Source organism: Undibacterium sp. 5I2 (assembly GCF_035019605.1).
Taxonomy (GTDB): domain Bacteria; phylum Pseudomonadota; class Gammaproteobacteria; order Burkholderiales; family Burkholderiaceae_D; genus Undibacterium.
Map to the genome: position 1 here is coordinate 44586 of NZ_JASJVS010000004.1, position 23801 is coordinate 68386.

23 protein-coding genes are annotated in these 23801 nt (G+C 54.4%); 16 read left to right on the forward strand and 7 right to left on the reverse strand.

What is annotated here, in order from left to right; genetic code table 11:
- Nucleotides 1-69: 69 nt before the first annotated feature.
- Together rpsG and rpsL are read right to left on the reverse strand one after the other, a co-directional pair.
- Nucleotides 70-540: a 30S ribosomal protein S7 gene (gene rpsG, locus QN359_RS02730; RefSeq protein WP_322249904.1), complete on the reverse strand. Its 471-nt coding sequence runs from the start codon at nt 538-540 to the stop codon at nt 70-72.
- Nucleotides 541-683: 143 nt separating this feature from the next.
- Complete coding sequence (gene rpsL, locus QN359_RS02735; protein WP_322251035.1) at nt 684-1067, reverse strand: 30S ribosomal protein S12; 384 nt, start codon at nt 1065-1067, stop codon at nt 684-686.
- A gap of 464 nt (nt 1068-1531) precedes the next feature.
- Here rpsL and QN359_RS02740 point away from each other — a divergent pair, with 464 nt between their 5' ends.
- The 11 genes from QN359_RS02740 (at nt 1532) to QN359_RS02790 (ending at nt 11613) form a co-directional block, all read left to right on the forward strand.
- A complete protein-coding gene (locus tag QN359_RS02740; protein ID WP_322249905.1) occupies nt 1532-3337 on the forward strand; it encodes a phosphoethanolamine transferase in 1806 nt (601 codons plus the stop codon).
- Between the two features lie 59 nt (nt 3338-3396).
- The gene (locus QN359_RS02745) at nt 3397-4521 is read left to right on the forward strand and encodes an ABC transporter permease (RefSeq protein ID WP_322249906.1); all 1125 of its coding nucleotides are present in this window, start codon (nt 3397-3399) and stop codon (nt 4519-4521) included.
- A complete protein-coding gene (locus QN359_RS02750) occupies nt 4521-5315 on the forward strand; it encodes an ABC transporter ATP-binding protein (protein ID WP_322249907.1) in 795 nt (264 codons plus the stop codon). The genes QN359_RS02745 and QN359_RS02750 overlap by 1 nt, the downstream gene beginning before the upstream one ends.
- A gap of 7 nt (nt 5316-5322) precedes the next feature.
- Nucleotides 5323-6264, forward strand: coding sequence for an MlaD family protein (locus QN359_RS02755; protein ID WP_322249908.1), 942 nt, complete (start codon nt 5323-5325; stop codon nt 6262-6264).
- A gap of 11 nt (nt 6265-6275) precedes the next feature.
- On the forward strand, nt 6276-6863 hold the full coding sequence (locus QN359_RS02760) for an ABC-type transport auxiliary lipoprotein family protein (RefSeq protein WP_322249909.1): 588 nt from the start codon (nt 6276-6278) through the stop codon (nt 6861-6863).
- Nucleotides 6860-8008 (forward strand): VanZ family protein, encoded by a 1149-nt coding sequence (locus QN359_RS02765; protein WP_322249910.1) that lies wholly within the window; start codon nt 6860-6862, stop codon nt 8006-8008. Before QN359_RS02760 ends, QN359_RS02765 begins: the two co-directional genes overlap by 4 nt.
- Before the next feature lie 72 nt (nt 8009-8080).
- Complete coding sequence (locus tag QN359_RS02770; protein WP_322249911.1) at nt 8081-8407, forward strand: (2Fe-2S) ferredoxin domain-containing protein; 327 nt, start codon at nt 8081-8083, stop codon at nt 8405-8407.
- The gene (locus tag QN359_RS02775) at nt 8404-9060 is read left to right on the forward strand and encodes an alpha/beta hydrolase (protein WP_322249912.1); all 657 of its coding nucleotides are present in this window, start codon (nt 8404-8406) and stop codon (nt 9058-9060) included. Before QN359_RS02770 ends, QN359_RS02775 begins: the two co-directional genes overlap by 4 nt.
- Nucleotides 9061-9133: 73 nt before the next feature.
- Nucleotides 9134-10282 carry a D-alanyl-D-alanine carboxypeptidase family protein gene (locus QN359_RS02780; RefSeq protein WP_322249913.1) on the forward strand — a complete coding sequence of 383 codons (1149 nt, stop codon included), beginning with the start codon at nt 9134-9136 and terminating at the stop codon, nt 10280-10282.
- A 138-nt stretch (nt 10283-10420) separates the two neighbouring features.
- On the forward strand, nt 10421-11266 hold the full coding sequence (locus QN359_RS02785) for a D-amino acid aminotransferase (RefSeq protein WP_322249914.1): 846 nt from the start codon (nt 10421-10423) through the stop codon (nt 11264-11266).
- Between the two features lie 71 nt (nt 11267-11337).
- The gene (locus QN359_RS02790) at nt 11338-11613 is read left to right on the forward strand and encodes a DUF493 family protein (RefSeq protein WP_322251036.1); all 276 of its coding nucleotides are present in this window, start codon (nt 11338-11340) and stop codon (nt 11611-11613) included.
- On the opposite strand, the gene QN359_RS02795 is transcribed toward QN359_RS02790, so the two are convergent.
- From QN359_RS02795 to glpD, 3 genes are read right to left on the reverse strand one after another with little or no spacing between them, the layout of a single operon-like run.
- Nucleotides 11606-12340, reverse strand: coding sequence for an MIP/aquaporin family protein (locus QN359_RS02795; protein ID WP_322249915.1), 735 nt, complete (start codon nt 12338-12340; stop codon nt 11606-11608). The two genes, QN359_RS02790 and QN359_RS02795, sit on opposite strands and share 8 nt — an antisense overlap.
- Nucleotides 12341-12363: 23 nt before the next feature.
- The gene (glpK, locus tag QN359_RS02800; RefSeq protein WP_322249916.1) at nt 12364-13878 is read right to left on the reverse strand and encodes a glycerol kinase GlpK; all 1515 of its coding nucleotides are present in this window, start codon (nt 13876-13878) and stop codon (nt 12364-12366) included.
- Nucleotides 13856-15418, reverse strand: a complete 1563-nt coding sequence (glpD, locus tag QN359_RS02805; RefSeq protein ID WP_322249917.1) for a glycerol-3-phosphate dehydrogenase — start codon at nt 15416-15418, stop codon at nt 13856-13858. The genes glpK and glpD overlap by 23 nt, the downstream gene beginning before the upstream one ends.
- A gap of 173 nt (nt 15419-15591) precedes the next feature.
- Between glpD and QN359_RS02810 the strand changes: the two genes are divergently transcribed.
- Nucleotides 15592-16386, forward strand: coding sequence for a DeoR/GlpR family DNA-binding transcription regulator (locus tag QN359_RS02810; RefSeq protein WP_322249918.1), 795 nt, complete (start codon nt 15592-15594; stop codon nt 16384-16386).
- 15 nt (nt 16387-16401) lie between these two features.
- Here the strand turns inward: QN359_RS02810 and gcvA are convergent, their stop codons facing one another.
- The gene (gene gcvA, locus QN359_RS02815; RefSeq protein ID WP_322249919.1) at nt 16402-17337 is read right to left on the reverse strand and encodes a transcriptional regulator GcvA; all 936 of its coding nucleotides are present in this window, start codon (nt 17335-17337) and stop codon (nt 16402-16404) included.
- Between the two features lie 209 nt (nt 17338-17546).
- Here gcvA and QN359_RS02820 point away from each other — a divergent pair, with 209 nt between their 5' ends.
- The 4 genes from QN359_RS02820 (at nt 17547) to QN359_RS02835 (ending at nt 21873) form a co-directional block, all read left to right on the forward strand.
- Nucleotides 17547-17858, forward strand: coding sequence for a DUF2917 domain-containing protein (locus tag QN359_RS02820; protein WP_322249920.1), 312 nt, complete (start codon nt 17547-17549; stop codon nt 17856-17858).
- 91 nt (nt 17859-17949) lie between these two features.
- A complete protein-coding gene (gene lipB, locus QN359_RS02825) occupies nt 17950-18609 on the forward strand; it encodes a lipoyl(octanoyl) transferase LipB (RefSeq protein ID WP_322249921.1) in 660 nt (219 codons plus the stop codon).
- A gap of 25 nt (nt 18610-18634) precedes the next feature.
- Nucleotides 18635-19630 (forward strand): lipoyl synthase, encoded by a 996-nt coding sequence (gene lipA / locus QN359_RS02830; protein ID WP_322249922.1) that lies wholly within the window; start codon nt 18635-18637, stop codon nt 19628-19630.
- A gap of 533 nt (nt 19631-20163) precedes the next feature.
- Nucleotides 20164-21873, forward strand: a complete 1710-nt coding sequence (locus QN359_RS02835) for a DUF2339 domain-containing protein (RefSeq protein WP_322249923.1) — start codon at nt 20164-20166, stop codon at nt 21871-21873.
- Here QN359_RS02835 and QN359_RS02840 read toward each other — a convergent pair.
- Nucleotides 21870-23483, reverse strand: coding sequence for a methyl-accepting chemotaxis protein (locus tag QN359_RS02840; protein ID WP_322249924.1), 1614 nt, complete (start codon nt 23481-23483; stop codon nt 21870-21872). The two genes, QN359_RS02835 and QN359_RS02840, sit on opposite strands and share 4 nt — an antisense overlap.
- Between the last annotated feature and the right edge of the window lie 318 nt (nt 23484-23801).

The following is a 23801-nucleotide window of genomic DNA, read 5'->3' on the forward strand; positions in this document are numbered from 1 at the left end:
CCGGCCTGATTCAAAATACTTGCCAATGCCTTTGCATGAAAATCATACAAGGACACCGTTCTCTTACTCTTAGAAGCGGAAGTGAGAGAAGGCCTTGTTGGCTTCAGCCATACGATGGACTTCATCACGTTTCTTCATCGCACCGCCACGGCCTTCAGACGCTTCGAGCAATTCGCCGCCCAAACGTTGTGGCATGGATTTTTCGCTGCGCTTGTTCGCTGCTTCACGCAACCAACGCATAGACAAAGCCAAACGACGTACCGGACGCACTTCAACAGGCACCTGGTAGTTGGCACCGCCGACGCGACGCGATTTAACTTCAACCAGTGGCTTGGCATTACCGATTGCCAGAGCAAACACTTCCAAAGGATCTTTACCAGATTTTTGCTGGATGTGATCGAACGCACCGTAGATTATGCCTTCAGCAACAGACTTCTTGCCGGACAACATCAATACGTTGACAAATTTTGCTACTTCTACATTACCGAATTTTGGATCCGGCAATACGTCCCGTTTCGGGACCTCACGACGACGTGGCATTTCAATTCCTTTCAATCTTCAGTTGAGTACCAGATAACAACTTACCGGCACTCGCGACTCACCATCATAGTCAGTCACTTACTCGGCTCAATCCGAACCGACACTGATCCGTAATAGCTTACGGAGATTAAGTTACGAGATTATTACTTCTTAACGGCCTTAGCGCGTTTAGTACCATATTTCGAACGAGATTGCTTACGGTCTTTGACGCCTTGAGTATCCAAAGCACCGCGAACCATATGGTAACGTACACCCGGCAAATCTTTTACACGACCACCGCGCAGCAGTACCACGCTATGTTCTTGCAAGTTATGGCCTTCACCGCCGATATACGAAATGACTTCGAAACCATTGGTCAAACGTACTTTGGCAACTTTACGCAAAGCCGAGTTAGGCTTTTTTGGAGTTGTCGTGTAAACGCGGGTGCAAACGCCACGTTTCTGCGGGCTGTTTTCCAGCGCCGGCGATTTGCTCTTTACACGTGCTGAAACACGTGGTTGGCGAATCAGTTGATTGATGGTTGGCATCGTTTTTAATCCAACAAAATACAACGTTAAACACAAACCCGGAAACGGTTGCCCGGGAGCTAAAATCATTTTTTACGTCTGCTTGATGCAATCAAGTTTTCCAGACGAGCCCGATTTTGACTTACTTTGGTACAGCTTGAGCACCGCATCATGCCGAATTACGTGGCACTGACGACGCCGCTTGCTCCTGCCAGATAACACACAGGGCCAAATACAATGAATCCAAAATCGAGAACTCGCAATTTTATGCGCCATTGGCAATGACTGTCAACGCTTTTATTGTCAAGACACCAGTCGGAAGACCAGGCAAGCGCTGTTACAGGATAGTGAATTTATGCAAAAAAGCCAGCCTCGCTCCCTGTTTTGCGTGCGCCAGCCAGACAAAAGCAGCGCCCCGCCCCTGCTCCACGAGTAAATCCTTTATATTGTCGAGCCTTGCGCACCCTTTTTTCCGATCTTAAGCAATGAACCTGCCATCCATGCCGCCGCGCGGCCCGACGTTTTTAATTCTGAGCTACATCCTGATGTCCACCGTGCCATTTTTACCACTGGCGCTAGGGCAAACCTTGGATCAGCCATGGCAGTTGGCTGGTCTCGGTCTCTTGAGTTGGTTGCTGCTGTGGGCGCTCGGCCAAGGGCCGCAGCGCTTTCACTGGCTGTTGCTGCCAGCCATGCTGGCAATACCAGTGGAAGTCTACTTGCGCCTGTATTTTTCGCAAGGCATCTCGACCCATCATCTGGGCGTGATTGCCGAAACCAGCCCGAAGGAAGCGCTGGAGTTTCTCGGCACCAAGATCTGGCTCCTGCTCGGCTTAGTGGTCGCAATTATTTATTGGTGGTGGCGATTGTTAAGGATTGCGTATAAGTACCCTGGCCTGCGCTGGCGTCACCTTAGCCGCCCCTGGGTGGTGGCAATTTTAGCCCTGCTGTGTGGTTGCTTCGCTTACGGTAATTGTGTCGGCGTTGCCGGGCAAGCCAGCGGCACGGCCTTATCCGATCCGCGCGCGGAAAGTATGCGCGCGAGCTTGCTACGCTGGCCCGGCAAGCTGCCGGCCTGGGCCATGCCGCCAGTTGAGCAAAGCGTGTTGAGCAGCAGTTGGCCGTTCGGCTTGGCCATGCATGTGGTCGATTTTTGGAATGAGCGTCAGTACTTGCAAAAGTTGGCGGAAAAAAGCCGCAACTTCCGCTTTCAGGCCAGCCAAGCGGCCGATGCCCCCGCTACGCAGACAGTGCTGATGGTAATCGGGGAGTCGTCGCGCTATGATCGCTGGAGCCTCAACGGCTATCGCCGCCCGACTAACCCACTGCTGGCGCAAGAGAGTAATTTGATCAGCTTGCGCGATATGATCACGGCCGTATCGGCGACCCGCTTGTCGGTTCCCATTATTGTGTCGCGCAAACCGGCGACGATGGGTTTGCAAGCCGGATTTTCCGAGAAGTCTTTCCTCAGCGCTTACAAAGAAGCCGGCTTCAAGACTTTCTGGCTCTCAAACCAAATGAGTTTCGGCAGCTTCGACACGCCGGTGTCGGTATTTGCCAAAGAGGCCGACGTGACAGAATTCCTCAATCTCGGCGGCTTTACCAATAATTCCAGTTTGGATTCTGTACTGCAAGCGCCTTTGCAACGTGCGCTGGCCGATGCCAGCCCGAAAAAGCTCATTGTGCTGCATACCCTAGGCAATCATTGGAACTATAGTCATCGCTATCCGGCCGAATTCGATCGCTGGCAACCATCGCTGTACGGCATCGATAATCCGGCCTACACCGATCTCGATAACAAACCGGCCCTCAATAACAGCTATGATAATTCGATACTCTATACCGACGCGATATTGGCCAGTTTCATCGAGCAATTGAAGGGGCGTACCGAAATCACCTCGATGCTGTACGTCTCCGATCATGGCCAGACTTTGTACGATGGCAGTTGCAAGCTGGCATTTCATGGCCACAACACGCAGTTTGAATTTCATATTCCCGCCTTGGTCTGGTACTCGGACGCCTACCGCGAGCAATACCCGGACAAGGTCGCACAACTCAAGAAGCACCAGAAGGCGCGCTTGTCGACCGAAAACGTGTTTCACAGTTTGCTCGATATGGCCGACATCCGTTATCCCGGCGAGCAACTCGACCGCAGCTTCGTCAGCGCCGCGTTCAAGGTGCATACCCGCTATGTCGACAGCTATGGCTGGACTAATTACGATAATGCAAACTTCAAGGGCGACTGCCGTGAAGTGATCGACAAGAAAAAGCCTTTGCCGCAAAGAAAGTAAGCAAAAATGTGCTACGGGAGTCCATTGCAAGCTTATTTCGAAACGCTTACACTGCGCGCATGCATACCGATATTCTCCCTACTTTGAAGCTAAGCGAGCACGCCGACAGCACCGTCACGATCAGTGGTGCTTGGCTGGTGCATGCCTTGGCGAAAGACAAGCGCATTGACGATTTGAGCGGCAAATTGCAGGCGTTCGCACAGCAACCGAAACTACACTGGGACTTGCGTGACATCAGCGCACTCGACCATGTCGGTGCCCTCACCCTCTGGCGTGCCTGGGGCAAACGGCGTCCGGCGCAGTTGCAGTTACTTCAAGCGCACGAGGGGATTTTCGCGCGTCTGGAAGAAGTCGGCAAGCTCGCCGTGCCGGCACCACCCAAGCCGCGCCTGAGTGGCGTCATGCTGCTAGGTTCACGGGTGCTGGCGTTCTTTGAACACATACAAAGCTTCACGGCCTTACTCGGGCAATTAATGCTCGACTTGCTGCGCTTCGCGCGCCACCCGCTACGCGGGCCATGGAAAGAACTGTCGGCCAATTTGTATCGTATGGGAGCACAAGCCCTGGGCATCACCGCCTTGGTCGGCATCTTGATCGGCATCGTGTTGTCGTATTTATCGGCACAGCAATTACGCACCTTTGGTGGCGATCTCTACATCGTCAATATCCTCGGCATGAGTATTATCCGAGAGCTTGGCCCTATGCTGGCAGCCATTTTAGTGGCCGGACGCTCCGGCTCAGCCATCACGGCACAGCTTGGTGTCATGCGCGTAACGGAAGAACTCGATGCCATGAGCGTGATGGGCATTCCACATGGATTCCGACTGATCATGCCCAAGGTCTTGGCACTGGCCATCGCCATGCCCTTGCTGGTGATTTGGACCGATATCATGGCCATCGCCGGCGGCATGATCTCGGCCCAAGCACTGCTGGGCATGACCCCGGCGTTCTTTCTCTACAAATTACCGGAAGCGGTGCCTTTGATTAATTATTGGATAGGCTTACTGAAAGGCACCAGCTTCGGCATGCTGATTGCGTTAGTGTCATGTCATTACGGTTTGCGTATCGAGCCTAATACCGAAAGCCTGGGCCGCGGCACCACCAATTCGGTGGTCGTAGCCATTACCGTCGTCATCATTGCCGATGCCGTTTATGCCATTATTTTCAGTAAGCTGGGGTATTGATGTACAGTTCAGCAAACAAGGAAGCAATCATCGAGATCAGCGGCTTGCGCACGCAATTCGGGCGCACGCTGGTACATGACAATTTAGAATTGTCGGTGCAGCGCGGTGAAATTCTGTCTATCGTCGGCGGTTCCGGCACGGGAAAAACCGTCTTACTCCGGCAAATGCTGGGCTTGGAACGACCACGGCGCGGCCGTATTGCCGTCTTCGGTGAAGATATTCACTCGCAAGATCAGCGCCATCTGGCGTATCTGCGCCAGCGTTCCGGCATGTTGTTTCAGCAAGGCGCCCTCTACTCAGCCTTCAGTGTTTTTGACAATGTTGCCCAGCCCATGCGTGAAATCGGTCGTTTGTCTGAGGAACTCATTACCGATTTGGTGTATCTGAAGCTGCAAATGGTAAATATTGGTTTCGAGCACGCACGTAAAATGCCATCCGACTTGTCCGGCGGCATGATTAAACGCATCGCTTTGGCGCGCGCGCTGGCGCTCGACCCGGAATTACTGTTTCTCGACGAACCAACGGCCGGACTCGACCCAGACCGCTCCGATAGTTTTGTCGAACTGATACTATCGCTACATCAACAATTGGGATTGACCGTCGTCATGGTCACCCATGATTTGGATAGTTTGTTCGCCCTCTCGACCCGCATCGCGGTGTTAGCAGAAAAAAAAGTCATCGTGATAGGCACGCCGGCTGAGGTGGTGCGTTACGAACATCCGTTCATACATAGTTTCTTCCTCGGCGGCCGCGGGCGGCGCGCAATGGAAGTCATGCAATCTGCTTCACCCTAGGAGTCCCATGGAAAACCGTTCGCATGCCCTTATTGCCGGCTTCTTCACAATTGCCTTACTGATCATTGCGAGTTTGCTCGCTATTTGGCTAGGACGCGATAAAATTCAACGTATCCCCTATGAGATCGTCACCCAAAGCGCGGTCTCCGGCCTGAACTTGCAAGCTGCGGTGCGCTACAAGGGGCTCAAGGTCGGCAGCGTTACCGATATCGATTTCGATACCACGGTTAACGGCCAGATTGTGATGCGCCTGGAAGTGATTCCGACCACCCCGATTACGGCGTCGACCTACGCGACCTTGGCTTACCAAGGCGTGACCGGGATTGCCTTTGTTCAGCTCGATGATGATCAATCATCGGCGCAACCCTTATTGGCTACGCAAAGCGGCACTACCCTGCCGCGCATTCCGCTGCACGCCAGTACCTTGCAAACGATAGAGCAGCGCGGCTTGGCAATACTGAGCCAGACTGAAGAATTAACCAAACGGATGAATTCCCTGCTCGATCCAGCCAACGCCCAGTCTTTGGTGCATACCGTAAGCAGTATCAACGACGTAGCGCAGGCGTGGCAGGCCGTGCCGGCGAAATTAACGCCGGCGCTCAACAAACTGCCAAACCTGATCGCTCAAACTGAAACCACCCTCAATGCCGTCTCAGCCCTATCGGCCGATGCGCGCCAATTTACCCGCAACATGAACCAACTCAGCAGTGACTTACAATCACGCGACGGCCCGATCGCCCGCTTGAGTCATAGCCTCGATGCGCTCAGTGACAGCGTCTTGCTCGATACCCTGCCACGCCTGCAAACACTGAGCACTGAAGCCGGTACCAGCATGCGTGCGCTCAAGCGCACCAGCGAGACCCTCAACGATAGTCCACAAAGCATTTTGTTCGGCAAACCGGCAGCAATGCCAGGTCCGGGCGAAGCCGGCTTTATCACGCCGAAATAAGGAACCCACCCATGTCGATACTGCTTCGCTCCCTCCGTCTGACCGGCTGCCTGACTGCGCTGGCCTTGCTCAGCGCTTGCGTGAACACGGTCTCACCAGTGCCGCAACAATACGATTTCGGTCCAACGGCGCAAGTCAGCAGCGCCACGGCACGGCACACCATGCCAGCCATGAGTGAGATCCTCACCAGCGCTGCCCTCGACAGCAATGCCATGCTGTATCGCCTCGCCTATGACGACCCACGCCAACTGAAAGCCTACGCACAAGCACGCTGGACCATGCCGCCGGCACAATTGCTGATGCAACGCGTGAAGCTGCAAAACGGCAGCAGTACGGGTATCGATGGCCGGGTGTTGCAACTCGAATTGGACGAATTTTCACAGATTTTCACCGCACCACAGCAAAGCCATGCGCACATCAGTGTCCGCGCCAGCCTGCGGCAAGGAAAAAACATCTTGGCACAACGGCGCTTTACCCTCACGGCCGCCACCACCACAGCCGATGCCCGCGGTGGTGCCAACGCCATGCAAACTGCGGCCGATAACTTCATTGCTGAACTCAATGCATGGATAGGCCAAGCCGATAGTAGCCATCCATGAGTGAGCCCGACACGCCGCCAATGACACCATTGCGGCACAGCTCGCCGTTTGCCCGCGCCAGCTTGCTGGCCTATCTGATTTTGATCTTGTATGCGAGCTGGTATCCGTTTACCGGTTGGCAAGCGAATAATCTGTCAGCCCTGCCGGCTGTCATTCGTCAGTGGCCACGCTACTGGACCCTGTTCGATGCCGGCATCAATGTGGTCGGCTATATACCTTTCGGGATGTTGATCGTCTTTGCGCTCTATCCACGCCGCGTCGGCTGGCAAGCGGTGCTGCTGGGTGCCGTCGGTGCCGTCGTGGTATCCGCCAGTGCCGAGCTGGTGCAATATTTTTTACCGAGCCGGGTGACTTCCTTGCTCGATTTTCTCACCAATGCCAGCGGCGGCTTGCTTGGCGCGCTCAGTGCGGCCTTGCTGACGCCCTTGGTGCTGGAAAAAGGTCGATTACAATTATTACGCAAGCAATGGACCTATCGCGAAGCGAGCTGGGAAGTGGTGTTGCTCGGCTTGTGGCCGATGGCGCAACTGTATCCGCAAGCTTATCTGTTCGGATTGGGTCAGATTTTCCCTATTCTGTCGCAACACTTGAGCGATATCTTCGAGTTCGACATCGACCTCGGCAGCTTGATTTTGCATGGCTGGGAATTCAATGCCGATGCCTATCTGCTGGCGGAAACCTTTATCACCGCTTGCGGCTGCAGCGGGGCAATTTTGCTCAGCTTGTCGCTGCTCACGCCGCGCGCGCCGAAATTGCGCATCTCTGCACTCTTGCTGCTGTTCGCTCTGACCGGCAAATCACTGGCCAGTGCCTTACTGCTCAACCCCGATTATGCCTTTGCCTGGCTCACTCCAGGCGCACGTGGCGGGCTGCTGATCAGCCTGATCATGCTGTACGGTTTTTCCTTTGCGCCACTGCACGTGCAACGGCGACTGGCCTTCTTACTCTTGTCGATTTCGCTGGTGGTACTCAATCTGGTACCAGACAATCCTTACTTCGCCGCCACCATGCAAACCTGGATACAGGGAAAATTTTTGAACTTTAATGGGGCAGCACAGTTCTTATCCTTGTCATGGCCATTCTTGGCTTTATGGATTTTGTTACTGAAACCAAAGGCAGCCGATATCAAAGTTGCAGTATCATAGAGGCTTCCCAACCATTGCCAAGCAGGTACCTGGACTGACGACGAGTCAGGTACCGGTGAAAGAATCTTCCTCATGTCTGAACCACTGTATTTTCAAAAGCATGTCTTTTTCTGTATGAACCAACGCGACGATGGGCGGCCGTGCTGCCATGAGCGCGGTGCGCAGAGTGCGCAAGAACATGCAAAACGGCGCATCCGTGAACTCGACATGAATGGCCATGGCAAGATACGCATCAATAAATCCGCTTGTTTGGACCGCTGCGAGCAAGGCCCGGTGATGGTGGTCTACCCACAAGGCACTTGGTACACCTTCATCGATCACAGCGACATCGATGAAATCATCGATGTCGACCTGATCGGCGGCGGCATCGTCGAACGTTTAAGGTTGCCCAACACATGAACGCGCAAACCGAACATTTCTTCATCGCCGGCCAAGTCGGCCAATTGCAGTGCGCCTTAGACTTGCCCGATCCAGAAACCGGTGCGGCGCTGCGCGGACTGGCACTGGTTGCGCATCCGCATCCTCTGTACGGTGGCACCATGGATAACAAGGTCGCGCAGACGCTGGCGCGGACCTTTTGCGGTCTCGGCTATGCGGCGGTGCGGATGAATTTCCGTGGCGTCGGCCAGTCGGAAGGCACGCATGATGCCGGCCTCGGTGAAACGGCCGATATGGCACTGCTGCTGACGGCCATGCGCGCACGTTTTCCGCAACTGCCAGTCGCCTTGGCCGGATTTTCTTTCGGTACCTTCGTGCAAGCCTGTCTGCAGCAACAATTGCTGCAGCAAGGCCAGCCTGCCGAGCGGCTGGTGCTGGTCGGTGCCGCCGCCGGCAAATGGGCCATGCCTGATATCGAGGCCCATACCATACTGATACACGGCGAGTGCGACGAGACTATTCCGCTGGCGGCGGTACTCGATTGGTTGCGGCCTCAAGATATTGCGGTCACGGTAATTCCCGGGGCTGACCATTTTTTCCATCGCCGCCTGCATCATATCAAACAGATCGTCAGCAGTATGTGGCGGCCCGCCTCGCCAGCGCTGGTCGGCTGAACGCTGCCTCTGCCAAGCTGACGTCTGATGTTATTTTTTGTTCTTTGTTCTTTGTTTTTTTAAGCCTGACTCAATGAAAAAATTCTTCGTTTCCCTCGCCGCGTCCTTGCTGACTATGTCAGCTGCGTTCGCTCAAACCCTGCCGGCCCCCACTATCGCCGCGCGCTCTTGGTTATTGCTCGACGCTACCAGCAGCCAAGTCATCGCCGCACAAGAACCGGATATGCGCATCGAACCAGCTTCGCTGACCAAGATCATGACGGCGTATCTGGTATTTTCGGCTATTAAAGAAAAAAAACTTGCGCTCGAACAGAGCGTCAATGTTTCCACGCGCGCGTGGAAAGTTGATGCCAGCAGCTCGAAGATGTTCATCGAACCGAATAAACCGGTAACGATCAATGAATTGCTCTATGGTTTGATCGTCCAATCTGGCAACGATGCCGCAGTGGCCTTGTCGGAAGCTGTCGCCGGTAGTGAAGAAGCGTTTGTCGTGCAGATGAACCGCGAAGCCGAACGACTCGGCATGAGCGCCAGCCATTTCGCCAATCCACATGGCTTGCCCAGCCCGGAAAACTATGTCAGCGCTCGCGATCTGGCAACTTTGGCCTCCCGTTTGATCAGTGATTTCCCTGATTTTTACAAAACCTATTACAGCACCAAGAGCTACACCTATAACAAAATCACCCAACCTAATCGCAATCGGCTGCTGTGGCTGGATCCAACCGTCGACGGCATGAAAACCGGTCATACCGAGACGGCTAAGTATTGCTTGATTTCTTCGGCGAATCGTCCGAATGGCAGCGGCCAACGGCGCTTGATTTCCATCGTCACCGGTGCCGACAGCGATCAGATTCGCGCCCAAGAAAGTTTGAAATTGCTCAACTGGGGCTTTCTGAATTTTGACACCATCAAGCTCTATGCCAAGGGTCAAGCGCTGGAATCACCACAGGTATGGAAAGGTGCACAAGCCCAAGTCAAGATCGGCTTCGATCGCGATCTGTACGTGACCTTGCCCAAAGGCGCTGCGGCCAAACTGAAACCTAGCTTGGAGCGCAAAGATCCTCTGGTTGCACCGATAGCCAAAAACAGTAAAGTCGGGACGATGAAGATGATGCTGGATGGCAAAGTTGCCGCTGAATTTCCTGTATTTGCTTTGGAGCAAGTTGAGCAAGCCAGTATTTTCGGCCGCGCTTGGGATTCCGTACGCTTGATGTTCAAGTAAGCAGTCGCGCTGCTTAGAATGATCATGCCACGCGCTGCGTGGCATTTTTTTTGACTGCAAGGATATGCATTATTTGCATAAACTTAAATAGCAATCTGTGTGAAAATCAGTGTTTACTTTTCTCGGGGCAAATACATCATGCAAGATCCTTTAGTTTTCCTCAACGGTGCGCTGACTCCTTTATCGGAAGCAAAAATTCCTGTGCTTGATCGCGGTTTTATTTTCGGCGACGGCATTTATGAAGTGATCCCTGTTTATCAACGCAAAATGTTTCGCTCCGATCAGCATCTGGCGCGTTTGTTCCGCAGTCTTGCTGCCATCAGCATCAGCAATCCGTACACCAAAGAAGAATGGCTGGAGCGCATCACCGAGGTGATGGATGCCCACCCTGCCGACGATCAAATGGTGTATTTGCAAGTCACGCGCGGCGTAGCCAAACGTGCGCACGCATTTCCTGCGGTATCGACCCCGACGGTCTTCATCATGAGCAACCCGATTGTGTTACCAACTGAGAGCGCGCGCGAACATGGCGTAGCCTGTGTCAGCATGGAAGACCGGCGTTGGTTGCATTGTGAAATCAAATCGATCTCTTTGCTCGGCAATATATTGGCTGCGCAAAATGCGGCCGAGCACAACGTCGCAGAAAGTATCCAGTTCCGCGATGATTTTTTGACCGAAGCCTCAGCCTCGAATGTGTGGATAGTCAAAGATGGCATCGTGATGGGACCACCCAAAGATAATCTTATCCTCGAGGGCATACGCTATGCGCTGATTGAGGAACTTTGTGCCGCACAGAATATTCCTATGCAAGTACGGCGCATCAGTCGCGCCGAAGTTTTTTGCGCCGACGAAATTATGCTCTCTTCGGCGACAAAAGAAGTGCTTGCCGTCGTAGAGCTCGACGGGAAAACTATTGGAAACGGCAAACCTGGCCCCATCTACGACAAGTTGTATGCCGCCTATCAGTTAGCCAAAGCAGGATAAGCGTAACGGCCATTTCTTTTGATGGCTGTTGACGGTCTGCCTCAGATAAAGAAATGGAATGCTTTATGGAAATGAAACCTATCCCACCGGAACAAAGTCTGATCGAGTACCCGAGCGACTTCCCGATCAAGATCATGGGAGCGCGACATGAAACTTTTGCCCAAACCATGGTCGATATTGTGACCATCCATGATCCCAGTTTTCATACCGGGAAAATGGATATGCGGCTCTCGAGTAAAGGCAGCTATCTGGCAATCACCGTGACGGTTTGGGCCACCAGCCGCGAACAGCTTGATAATCTGTATCGCGAACTGTCGGCCCATCCTATGGTCAAGATCGTTATGTAAGCGGCGCGGTGCGCGCCACTGCGGTTACGGCGTTATACAAGAACGCGGCGGCGGCGGCACCGAGCAGCGGTCCGACTACCGGCACCCAGGCATAAGCCCAGTCACTGTCTCGCTTACCAGCAATAGGTAGCAAGGCATGCATGATGCGCGGTGCCAAGTCGCGTGCCGGGCTCATCGCATAGCCGGTGGTGCCGCCGAGTGAAACGCCGATACCCAACACCAGTAAGCCAACTGGCAGCGCATTGATAGCACCAAGACCGACATGCGATTGCGCCATGTTTAACACCGCAAACACCAACACAAAGGTGGCGATGACTTCCGATACCACATTCGTAAACGGATGGCGTATTGCCGGGCCAGTACAAAATACGGCGAGTTTGGCATCGGCATCGGTGGTGGCGTCGAAGTGCTGACGATACATAACCCAGACCAGCAAGGCACCGCACAGACCGCCGGCCATTTGCGCCGTCACATAGCCGAGCACTTGCCCCCAAGGGAATTTATCGGCCAGCGCCAGCGCCAAAGTGACAGCCGGATTCAAATGTCCGCCACTGGCGGCCGCGCTGCAAAACACGGCAATAAACACCGCCATACCCCAACCGATCGCGATGACAATCAAGCCACTGTCGTGGCCCTTGGTTTTTGTTAACAAGACATTGGCAACCACGCCATCACCGAGCAAAACCAACAGGGCTGTGCCGATGAATTCCGCTAATAAAGGATGCATGAGAAGTTCTCCGGTGAGTACGCTCAGCTTTCGTCAGCCCACGCGATACTGGCTTTGAGCGCGCGCTGCCAAGATTTCATGCAGTTGACCACGGCGGCGGCCGGCATGGCCGGATGAAAGCGGCGGTCGAGTTGCCACTGGCTTTGAATCTCGCTCAAGTCTTTCCAATAACCGACTGCTAAACCGGCCAGATAGGCCGCGCCCAGCGCGGTGGTTTCAGTGATCTGCGGACGCACGACATCGACGCCGAGCAAATCGGCTTGAAATTGCATGAGTAAATCATTCGCGACCGCGCCGCCATCGACGCGTAATTCGGCAATCGGGCCGCCGAGATCGGCTTCCATGGCACGCATGACATCCACCGACTGGTAGGCGATACTATCGAGCGCAGCGCGCGCAATATGCCCGGCGGTACTACCACGGGTGACGCCAAATACACTGCCGCGCACGCGCGGATTCCAGTGCGGCGCGCCGAGTCCGGCAAAGGCTGGCACCATGTAAACGCCATCGCTGTCGGGCACCGATCTGGCCAGCGTTTCGATCTCGCCGGCACTGCGAACGAGACCTAAACCATCGCGCAACCACTGCACCACCGCTCCACCTATAAAGATACTGCCTTCAAGCGCGTAATTGACTTGATCGCCGATTTGCCAAGCAATAGTGGTAACCAAATTATTTTTCGATTCCACTGGTGAGGTGCCCGTATTCATCACCAGAAAACAACCGGTACCATAAGTGTTTTTCACCATGCCGGGAGTGACGCACATTTGACCGAACAAGGCCGCATGCTGATCGCCAGCGATGCCGGCCAGAGGAATTTCATGGCCGAACAAACTGCGGCCAGTGTGGCCATACACTTCAGAACACGAGCGTACTTGCGGCAACATACTGCGTGGGATAGTGAACAGTTCGAGCAGTTCTTCATCCCATTCCAAGCTGTGTATATTAAAGAGCATGGTGCGCGAGGCATTCGTGACATCGGTGACATGCAGTTTTTGCTGAGAAAAATTCCAAACTAACCAACTGTCAACCGTGCCGAACGCCAATTTTCCCGCTTCCGCTTGCGCGCGTGCCCCTTCCACATGATCGAGAATCCAATTGATCTTGGTAGCGGAAAAATAGGCATCGACCGGCAAACCGGTTTTAGCCCTCACCATATCCTCTAGCCCACGGGCTTTGAGCGCATCGCAGTAGTCGGCGGTACGGCGGTCTTGCCAGACGATGGCGGGATAGATAGGCCGGCCGCTGGCACGATCCCAGACGATGGTCGTTTCGCGCTGATTGGTGATGCCAATGGCGGCAATAGCGTCGCCGTTCAAGCCGGCGTGAGCCAGTACTTGGGCTGCGACACCGGCCTGGGTTGACCAGATTTCCTGCGGGTCGTGCTCGACCCAACCCGGTTGCGGATAAATTTGTGCAAATTCTTTCTGGGCGACGGCCACTACGGCACCGCGCTTATCGAACAATACCGCTCGCGAACTGGTGGTGCCTTGATCAAGCGCGAGAATATATTGACTACCGGACGTTTCCTTGTGCATCGTCATCTCCTGGTTTTATTATGTGTGCAGGCGCGCGTGCCAAATAAACGGCAAGCTCGCTCTGCTGGTCCGGCGTCGCATGCAAACCGAGCTTAGTGCGACGCCAAAGGATATCGTCAGCCGTAACGGCCCATTCGTATTCTTGCAGATACATCACTTCAGCTTCGTGCAAGTCGCTGCAGAATTGGATGCCGAGTTCTGCCACACTGGTACGTGCACCAATGAGCAGCTCGGCCCGCGTGCCGTAAGAGCGGGCATAGCGCAGCGCCAACGCCGCCGGCAACCATGGAAAGCGCGTTTGGAACTGGCGTGAGAAAGCGGCAAAATCAGCCGCCGGAATATCGCCGCCGGGCAGTGTTGCATGCGCAGTCCAAGCGGGTTCGGCGCATGCCAGCGGCACGCCAAGCAAGTCGAGGGCTTCTTCAGCGAGGCGGCGATAGGTGGTGATTTTGCCACCGAACACGGTCAGCAGCGCCGCTTGTTGCGGCACATGTGACAGTTCCAAGTGGTAGTCACGCGTGACGGCGGACGGATCGTCCCCCGCACCTTGATCGAGCAGCGGACGCACCCCGGAGTAGCTGGCCACCACATCAGCCGGGCTGATACTTTGTAAGAAATACCGATTCACCGATTTACACAGATAGGCCACCTCGGCGGCATCGATGCGCACTGCTGCCGGATCGCCATGATATTCAAGGTCCGTGGTGCCGATGAGGGTGAATTGCTCTTGATAGGGAATGGCAAAAATAATGCGCCCATCGGGATTTTGAAAAATATAGGCATGATCGTGTTCGAACATTTTTTTCACGACCAAATGACTGCCTTTGATCAAGCGCAGACTATGCTCTTGCGTTTGACCTAATTGTTCATGCAATACCTGCGCCACCCATGGTCCGGCGGCATTCACCAAGGCACGCGCCTGCACCTGCTGCAGCGCACCTGCGGTGTCGCCGCCGGTGGAGCGCAAGCTGGCTTGCCATAGGCCGCCGCTGCGCTGCGCGCTTTCCAGCCGGGTTCGGGTCAGAATCACGGCACCGCGCTCGCGCGCATCTTGGGCATTGGCAACCACCAAACGGGCATCGTCGACCCAGGCGTCAGAATAGAGAAAGCCACGCGTCATGCTCTTCTGTAGCGGCACGCCGACGGCATGGGTGCGCAAATTCACCCCGCTCGAAGCCGGCAGCAATTCACGCCGACTCAAGTGATCGTACAGGAACAGACCGGCGCGTATCATCCAAGCTGGCCGCAAATGCGGTACATGCGGCATGACAAAACGCAGTGGTGAAATCAAATGCGGCGCCGCGCGTAACAGCAGTTCGCGTTCGCGCAGCGCTTTGCGCACCAAGCCAAATTCGTAATATTCGAGATACCGCAGCCCACCATGGATGAGCTTGGTGCTGGCCGAGGAAGTATGGGAAGCCAGATCATCCTGTTCGCATAACAACACGCGCAGTCCGCGCCCGGCAGCGTCACGGGCGATCCCGACACCATTGATACCACCGCCGACAACCAGTAAATCATAGGGAGAATCGGCATTCATACAGCCACCGTAGCGACAGGAAAGTCAGTCATAGAGTCGATAGAGTAAAGTTTGGATTCGATCATAAATCACCAAATGAACAATTTCAAGTTCTAATTAGAACATAGTATAGTGAATATAAGCAAGATCAGTTACTATCTTCTGCCCTATTGACCAACTTCGCTATGCCGCCCATGGATCGTTTGCACCTGCCATCGCCCCTCAACACCACCCTCAATGTGCGTCAGAAGGAATTGCTGACGGCCATTCAGCGCGCCGGCTTTGCCACGGTCGAACAGTTGTCCGCGCAGTTCCGCGTCACGCCGCAGACGATACGGCGCGACATCAAGCTTTTGACTGACGACAATTTACTGCGGCGCTTTCACGGCGGCGTTGGGCTGTACTCTAATGCAGAAAATTCCGCCTACCCGGCGCGTCAAGGTTTTTTCCCGGAACAAAAACGCCGCATCGCCGCTTTGCTGGCACAGCATATTCCGGACGGCGCGAGTCTGTTCATCAACTTAGGGACCACGACCGAAGAAGTGGCACGGGCGCTGGCGCAGCATCGCAATCTGCGCGTCATTACCAACAACATGCATGTTGCTTCCATCATGAGTAATTATGCGGGGATAGAAGTGATTGTTACTGGCGGCATCATGCGCGCGCGTGACGGCGGCCTGACCGGTGAGGCGGCGATCGATTTCATCAACCGGTTTCAGGTTGATTTCGGCATCATTGGTATTTCCGGGATAGAAAATGATGGTACGCTGCGCGAATTTGATTACCGCGAAGTGCGGGTGTCGGAAGCGATTATCAAACATTCGCGCACCGTCTTTCTGGCCGCCGACCATTCCAAATTCGACCGCCCGGCGCTAGTACGGCTGGGCCACTTGGCACAGATTGACAGTCTGTTTACCGATCGCGAGCCGCCCGAGGCCTTGCGCGCCACGCTCAACACTGTCAGCACACGGGTGCTGGTGGCTAAATAGAACGGTGCTGCGCGCTCAGACTGGATAAATTAAAGGTGTACTCGCTTCTGCCGCTGGCACGCCGAGTGATGCTTGCGCGACTTCGTTGAGCAACCACAGCCGAAACGCCCTGACCTCGGGTTTTTCCAAGGCTTGCTCAACGTAGACCAAGTGGTAAGAGACCGGACTGGGAATGTCGACATCAAACAGGCGCACCAACTGCCCGCTCTCGATATCCGACTGCACGATGGCGTGACGGCCGAGCGCAATACCCTGACCATCGACCGCCGCGCGCGCCAAGATCGAGGCGTCTTGAAACACCAAGCCATGGGTCGGCTCTTTATTATTCAGACCGGCGGCGCGAAACCAAGGCTCCCACGGTTCTTCTTCACATCGCAATAAATTCGATGCCGCCAATTCGGCCGGGGTGGTCGGCAAGCGGCCGCCCTGATAACGCGGGCTGACGACTGGATAGTAATAGTCACCCATCAAAAACTCACTGACTAAACCCGGATAATTACCAAAACCGAAACGTATGCCGATATCGATAGACTCGCGCGAAAAGTCGACCAGATGATTACTCGAATGCAGGCTGACTTCGAGACCAGGATGGTGCTCAATGAAACGCCCCAAACGCGGCGACAGCCAGCGTGCCGCAAACGAGGGCAAAGAGGTAATGCCGAGGCGCTTTTGCTGATGCCAGCGCTGTAGCTGCTCAGTCGCTTCAACCAAACTGTGCAAAGCCATGCGAATGGCATGGGCATACCGCTCGCCGGCGCTGTTGAGGGCGATGCGTTTGCCATGGCGAGTGAAGAGTTCAACGCCGAGTTCTTCTTCCAGCGCCCGTACCTGATGGCTGACCGCTCCATGGGTGAGGTGAATTTCCTCGGCCGCACGAGAAAAATTCTGATGCCTGGCGGCGGCTTCGAAAGCACGCAAGGCCGCCAAGTTAGGCAGTTTCCTGATATCCATTTTGCATATATCCGTCATCAAAAAAACGCATAATAATGTGAATTAAATGCGCAAGCAAAGCAAAAATTACTCGTTTTGCATATTGCGTAGCAACTACTACAATAAGCACATCGTAACAGCAAATTAGATTTTTCCCTTGAAAATCAATGGCTGTTACCAAGCATCACGATATATTCATTTGATGCTTCCACATAATGAGGTAATCAGAAATGACAAATAATTTCACAAACCAATCGCACACAATCAGTGCTGGAAAAACGGTTTCCTACGTCAGTGACGAAGCAAAACAAATTCAGATCGCCTGTGGTCGCGTTTGGCTGACCATAGCTGGCTACGATGAAGACTACTGGCTCGCTGCCGGTGAATCGATGAACTTGCCGGCTGGCCGCCTGATTGTTATCGAAGCCGATCAGCAAGCCAGCTTGGTGGAACTCAGCGGCGCGGCGCAGCGTCAAACGACCGCGCCCACGGCTGGCTACTTCCAAAAACTCACCCAGCGCTTCAACGCGGCACTGGCTTAAAGCCTGAGTTTCCGACACCGCTGCTGCCAAGGACGCTGCCGCCGCGCAGAAGTTCGCGGCAGCGGCGCTGGCAATGTTACACTAGCGGCTTATGCCAGACGCCTCCTCTACCACTCCCCTGATACGCCGCCGCGGCATTGAGCCGTATGCGACCACCTTCGACGCCATGCGCGCATTTACCGATGCCCGTACGGCGACGACAGCGAACGAATTTTGGATCGTTGAACACCCTCCGGTTTTCACGCTCGGACTCGGTGCCGACCACAGCCACGTGCTCGCTCCCCATGAGATACCGGTGATCGCCACCGACCGCGGTGGTGAAGTCACCTACCACGGGCCGGGCCAAGTGGTGATCTACTTAATGATGGATCTGCGCCGCAGCCATCCGAAAGCCCGTTTATTCGCGCGCGAATTCGTGCATAAAATAGAACAAGCGGTGATCGACACCTTGGCAGCGTATAATCTGGCCGGCAACCGCAAAGACGGTGCGCCCGGTATTTACGTCAGCACTGGTGCATGGCAGGGTGCGAAAATTGCCGCACTTGGGCTGAAAGTACGCGGCAACGGCTGCACTTACCATGGCGTGTCGCTCAATGTCGACATGGATCTGACACCGTTTTCCTGGATTAACCCGTGTGGCTATGCCGGACTGGCGACGGTCGATATGCGTACCCTGGGCGTGACGGCGAGCTTGGCCGCAGTCCAGACCGCGCTATCTGAGCATTTGCAACTCCTTTTGACTGCCTCCTGATTTTTTTTCGACACCGCTTCATATCATGACAACCGAAAATACTCCTGTTCTGCCCCCTGCTGTATCGACCGATGTCGCTGCAGCCGCTTACGATCCGACTGAAAAACAAAAAGGCGCCAGCAAAACCGCGCGTATTCCAATCAAGATCGTGCCGATGGAGCGCTTGCCCAAGCCGGACTGGATACGTGTCAAGGCCGGTTCACCGACCACGCGTTTCTATGAAATCAAAGATATTTTGCGCGCCAATAAACTCGTGACAGTCTGTGAAGAAGCTTCGTGCCCGAATATTGGCGAATGCTTCGGCAAAGGTACTGCGACCTTCATGATCATGGGTGACAAATGTACGCGCCGCTGCCCCTTCTGCGACGTCGGCCACGGCCGTCCTGATCCGCTTGACGCCGATGAACCGGCTAATTTGGCCAAGACCATCGCCGACTTGCGTCTCAGTTATGTCGTCATCACCTCGGTCGACCGCGACGATTTACGTGACGGTGGTGCCGCCCACTTCGCCGAGTGCATCAGCAAAATCCGTGAACTCTCGCCGAGCACGCGCATAGAAATTCTCACGCCTGACTTCCGTGGCCGCATGGACCGTGCGCTGGAAATTCTCAATCTGGCACCGCCCGATGTGATGAACCATAATCTCGAAACCGCGCCGCGCCTGTACAAAGAAGCGCGCCCAGGATCCGATTATGAATACTCGCTCAACTTACTCAAACGCTTCAAAGAAATGCACCCGAACACGCCGACTAAATCCGGCATCATGGTCGGCTTGGGTGAAACCGATGAAGAAGTCTTGCAAGTCATGCGCGATATGCGCGCGCACAACGTCGACATGCTGACGATAGGCCAGTATCTGTCACCGAGCGGCCACCATTTGCCGGTACGCCGCTATGTTCATCCGGATGTCTTCAAAATGTATGAAGAAGAAGCCTACAAAATGGGCTTTGCCCACGCTGCCGTCGGCGCCATGGTGCGATCGAGCTACCATGCTGATCAGCAGGCGCATGGGATAGCTTGATCAAAAATCTGACCGGGGTTTGAAACCCCGGCCTTCAGAGGCTATCGCAAAAGCCTGATGGACGCTTTTTATATCTGAAACACCGCATACCTCGTCATTCCCGTATGCCACAGCCTCGTCATTCCCGCGTGTTTTTGGCGGGAATCCAGTGGCACGACCGTGCCTTCAGGGTGAACAAGTCAATCACGGATACATTTTTTCCGCTGCAAAATGAGGATACCCGCTGGGCATCCGACGCACAGAGATAACAGGCGCTGACGCGGCAATGACGAATTGGGCGATTAGCGCAATGCGCAATTGACCTGATTTGCGGGTAACGATCAGCATGCCTGTGGCAGAAATCTCGTGTCGTTTGGCTTCATGCCCAAGCTGGTGTCCATCGCTGCATCGGATGAAGCAAACTTGTATCGTCAATAAGTAAACACGATACACTATCCAATCCGCGCAGTTACTCCATCTTGATTGCTCGACGCCATAACGCGCGATGCGCGTCGCATCGAATCTGTACGCAGCAAACACACTAGGAATACCTGATGGCCGTTACCGAAGAACGCATAGCACTGTTGGAACAGCGCTTGGATCGTATTGAACAATTACTGCGCCTGCAGTTGCAATCCAATACAGGTCCCGCGACGTCGCCGGAAGCGGCGACGCTGGCATCAACGCTGAGCTCACAATCATCGGCGGCGCAGCGCCACGTCAAGCCACGGCCAGTCAGTAACAATGCGCCGCCATCTCATCCAGTGACGGTCACCCAAGTGCTCGGCTGGACTGGTGCGACCGCCTTGGTGCTGGCCGCCGTATTTTTGATTCGTCTGGTGCTCGATGCCGGGTGGTTGACACCGGAGCGCCAAATTGGTTTGGCCTTGATTGGCAGTTTTGCTTTGATTGCAGTTGGCCTGCGATTGCGCAAGATTGATTTGGAGTATGCCAGCCTGCTGCCTGCCGCTGGCGTCGTCGTGCTGTTTTCTGCGGTGTACGGCGCGCATCTTTACTATCATCTCATTGGTGCCACTGTCGCGACCAACGCGGTGATCGCCATCTGCCTGTTCACGCTGTGGCTTGGGCGTCAGTTTGACAATGAAATGTACGCGCTGTTTGCCGTGATTGGTTCTTACTCCGCCCCGTTGCTATTGCCCACCCTAGGCGATTCGGTGACCGATTTAATCGTCTATTTTTCGGGATGGAGTGTCGTGTATTGCGCGCATTCGGCTTGGATCGGCAATCGCCGCCCCTATTTACTGGCCGGATATATGGCCTTCATCGGATTTCATATTGCAGCTGCCGGATTGACTGCGAACTCATGGAGCAGCCTGTTCGCTTTTCAAACGATACAATTTTTGATTTTTGTTTGTGGCACCCTTGCTTTTTCCATCCATCAAAAACGAGCAATGGCCGCCGCCGAGGCGATCGCCCACTTACCATTATTACTGATCTTTTATTTCTTGCAATATGCGCTACTGCACGAACACGTGCCGACAATTGCCCCCTGGATCGCGCTAGCCAGCGCAGCCGTATTGCTCTTGGCCCACTTGGTCGCGCGCAGAGTCATAAAACAAGCCACTGCCGCGAGCAATGTCTTGGTTGGCACTTACGTTTCTCTGGTTCTGTTTCATGCCGGCTACATTGAATTAGTGCCTGATGAACTGGGGCCTTGGGTCGCGCTGTTGATACTGCCAGCATTTGCCTTATTTACGCGCTGGAACAAGGACGAATCAGCGGCCCTGTTGCCGTATAAAGTACTGATCGGCGTCATCTTCGCCATCAATTTTTTGCGCGTGATTGAAGCGAGTTCACTCGAACATGTCGCCGGCAATCAGGTGCTCGCCCTGCTCTACGCCGCCGAGCTTTACGTTGCCTATGCCCTCTCGCGAGGCGTCAAGGCAATTGCAAACTTGTCTTCCTTCGCATTGTTCGCGGCGCACATCGCTTTGCTCGCTGCGGCGACCAGAATCTTGGACGGACGCCTGCAAGTATCGCTCGCCTGGAGTGCGATTGCGTTTATCTGCTTAGCGCTCGCATTCAGCCGTCGCGACAAATTGCTTGGTCAGTCTTCGCTGCTGATCTTTGCTGCTTCTTGCGCGAAGGTCATGCTATTCGATCTTTCCAGCGCAAGCCCCTTGCTGCGTATCGGCTCCCTGCTTATCCTCGGTGGCACGCTTTACGTGGGCGGCTGGATGTATAAGAAGGTCGATGCGCTTGGCAACAGCGTGGGTGACATTGTTTCAGCCGAGCGGCCTTAACCAAGTATCTGCCGCGTCCGCCACGGCTGCGCCGGTGCTGCTGCCGATACCAAGGCCGCCGCATTGGCAGCACCGATGTGAAACACGGCCACCACTTGACTCAAGCTGCCAGCCTCTGTTTCGAGCGCTGCCGCGGCGGCGGCGGCTTGCTCTACCAGCGCCGCATTTTGCTGCGTGACTTCATCCATCTGGGTGATGGCTTGATTAATTTGTTCTATTCCGGAACTCTGCTCATGATTGGCGGCGCTGATTTCGGCCATGATATCGGTCACACTTTGGATGCTACTGACCACCGACTGCATGGTCTGGCCAGCCTGACTCACCAAGCGTGATCCTACCTCCACTTTTTCCACCGAATCGTCGATCAAAGTTTTAATTTCCTTGGCTGCCAGCGCCGAGCGCTGCGCCAAATTACGCACTTCCGCTGCCACCACCGCGAACCCACGCCCCTGCTCGCCAGCGCGCGCCGCTTCGACTGCCGCATTGAGTGCCAAGATATTGGTTTGAAACGCGATGCCCTCGATGACACTGATGATGTCGACAATTTTTCTCGATGAGGTATGGATGCCTCCCATCGTATCAACGACCTGCGCGACCACCACCCCACCCTGTGCCGCGGCGCTCGATGCGGAAATGGCCAACTGCTTGGCTTGGTGCGCATTATCGGCATTGTGTTTTACCGTGCTGGTCAACTCTTCCATCGACGAGGCGGTCTCTTCGAGCGAACTGGCTTGTTGCTCGGTACGTGAAGATAAATCCAAATTACCAGTGGCAATCTGTGACGAGGCAGTGGCAATCGCGTCCGTACCGCCACGCACTTGTTTGACGATAGCAAGCAAATTGGCGTTCATCAATTTCAAGGCATTCAACAATTGCCCGGTTTCATCGCTACGCTCGCTGGCAATTTGCAGTGACAGGTCGCCTGCCGCAATGGTTTCGGCTACCCGTACAGCAATAGTGATGGGGCCGACGATGGCACGCGTGCTGAAGTAAGCAATCAAGACGCCCAAGATCAGTGCGAGACTACTCAAAGCGAGTGTCAGAGTGAGCGCTTGTCGATATACCTGTTCAGCCAAGGCAATATCTGTTTTATTTTTTTCTTTTTGCAAATCAATGAATTCATCCAATCTGGCCAATCTGATGGCATTCATGGGCACCACCTCCTTGAGTAAGACGTCGATGGCGGCGCCTTTATTCGTCTTTACCAAATCAATATAGTGGTTATTAATGTCACGCGCACGCTTGCGGTTGGCATCGATTTTAGCCAGCATCGCTTGATCGGCTTGATCCAGCGGCAATTGCCGTAAGTGTTCGGTGGCGCCATCGTATTTCACCCTGGCATCGAGCAAAATCTTGTTTTCCGCCGCAATCTGCGTGTCGGTCGACAACAGCGCCAGCGTCCGCAATATCCGCGAAACGACATTCAGTGAGCCAGACATATCGTTGAGTAAATTCATCTTTTGCACATTGACATCGACGATACGGTGCAAGGCTTGGTTGGAGCGCGCCATCCCGTTCAAACCCAAGGCAGCTATACTCAATAACAAGAACAGCAGGATGGCATAACCGATGCCGAGGCGAGCACCGATTTTCAGATTTCTTGTGTTCATATTCAACCTTGGTTAACTGCATCTAGAGTATGCCCAATTTTGCAAGTAAAGCAGGCGGGTCTGCGCGTCACGAAGCAATGTGCGCTTGTTCACTTTAAATGAACCCATTTCTGAATTTGTAAGAAATGTTGATATTGTGACCATTGTTCATCATCTGAATCGACAATGTCGGAAATTAGAAACACCGGAGCAAGGCATAAAAAAACCGACACGCTTTGGTGTCGGTTCTGAGGCAGCTGTCGCCATTACGAACAAGGCGCAGATATCGGCATTGCGCCCAGGAAGCGCGAACTTCAGCGCGCAACTGAGGAAGCTTTC

Coding starts and splice junctions, on each gene's coding strand:
- QN359_RS02810 (WP_322249918.1), top strand. CDS start 15,592: ATGGATCGTTTGCACCTGCCATCGCCCCTCAACACCACCCTCAATGTG.
- lipB (WP_322249921.1), top strand. CDS start 17,950: ATGCCAGACGCCTCCTCTACCACTCCCCTGATACGCCGCCGCGGCATT.
- glpD (WP_322249917.1), bottom strand. CDS start 15,418: ATGAATGCCGATTCTCCCTATGATTTACTGGTTGTCGGCGGTGGTATC.
- gcvA (WP_322249919.1), bottom strand. CDS start 17,337: ATGGATATCAGGAAACTGCCTAACTTGGCGGCCTTGCGTGCTTTCGAA.
- glpK (WP_322249916.1), bottom strand. CDS start 13,878: ATGCACAAGGAAACGTCCGGTAGTCAATATATTCTCGCGCTTGATCAA.
- QN359_RS02835 (WP_322249923.1), top strand. CDS start 20,164: ATGGCCGTTACCGAAGAACGCATAGCACTGTTGGAACAGCGCTTGGAT.
- QN359_RS02770 (WP_322249911.1), top strand. CDS start 8,081: ATGTCTGAACCACTGTATTTTCAAAAGCATGTCTTTTTCTGTATGAAC.
- lipA (WP_322249922.1), top strand. CDS start 18,635: ATGACAACCGAAAATACTCCTGTTCTGCCCCCTGCTGTATCGACCGAT.
- QN359_RS02785 (WP_322249914.1), top strand. CDS start 10,421: ATGCAAGATCCTTTAGTTTTCCTCAACGGTGCGCTGACTCCTTTATCG.
- QN359_RS02795 (WP_322249915.1), bottom strand. CDS start 12,340: ATGCATCCTTTATTAGCGGAATTCATCGGCACAGCCCTGTTGGTTTTG.
- QN359_RS02790 (WP_322251036.1), top strand. CDS start 11,338: ATGAAACCTATCCCACCGGAACAAAGTCTGATCGAGTACCCGAGCGAC.
- QN359_RS02775 (WP_322249912.1), top strand. CDS start 8,404: ATGAACGCGCAAACCGAACATTTCTTCATCGCCGGCCAAGTCGGCCAA.
- QN359_RS02755 (WP_322249908.1), top strand. CDS start 5,323: ATGGAAAACCGTTCGCATGCCCTTATTGCCGGCTTCTTCACAATTGCC.
- QN359_RS02840 (WP_322249924.1), bottom strand. CDS start 23,483: ATGAACACAAGAAATCTGAAAATCGGTGCTCGCCTCGGCATCGGTTAT.
- rpsL (WP_322251035.1), bottom strand. CDS start 1,067: ATGCCAACCATCAATCAACTGATTCGCCAACCACGTGTTTCAGCACGT.
- rpsG (WP_322249904.1), bottom strand. CDS start 540: ATGCCACGTCGTCGTGAGGTCCCGAAACGGGACGTATTGCCGGATCCA.
- QN359_RS02765 (WP_322249910.1), top strand. CDS start 6,860: ATGAGTGAGCCCGACACGCCGCCAATGACACCATTGCGGCACAGCTCG.
- QN359_RS02750 (WP_322249907.1), top strand. CDS start 4,521: ATGTACAGTTCAGCAAACAAGGAAGCAATCATCGAGATCAGCGGCTTG.
- QN359_RS02820 (WP_322249920.1), top strand. CDS start 17,547: ATGACAAATAATTTCACAAACCAATCGCACACAATCAGTGCTGGAAAA.
- QN359_RS02745 (WP_322249906.1), top strand. CDS start 3,397: ATGCATACCGATATTCTCCCTACTTTGAAGCTAAGCGAGCACGCCGAC.
- QN359_RS02780 (WP_322249913.1), top strand. CDS start 9,134: ATGAAAAAATTCTTCGTTTCCCTCGCCGCGTCCTTGCTGACTATGTCA.
- QN359_RS02760 (WP_322249909.1), top strand. CDS start 6,276: ATGTCGATACTGCTTCGCTCCCTCCGTCTGACCGGCTGCCTGACTGCG.
- QN359_RS02740 (WP_322249905.1), top strand. CDS start 1,532: ATGAACCTGCCATCCATGCCGCCGCGCGGCCCGACGTTTTTAATTCTG.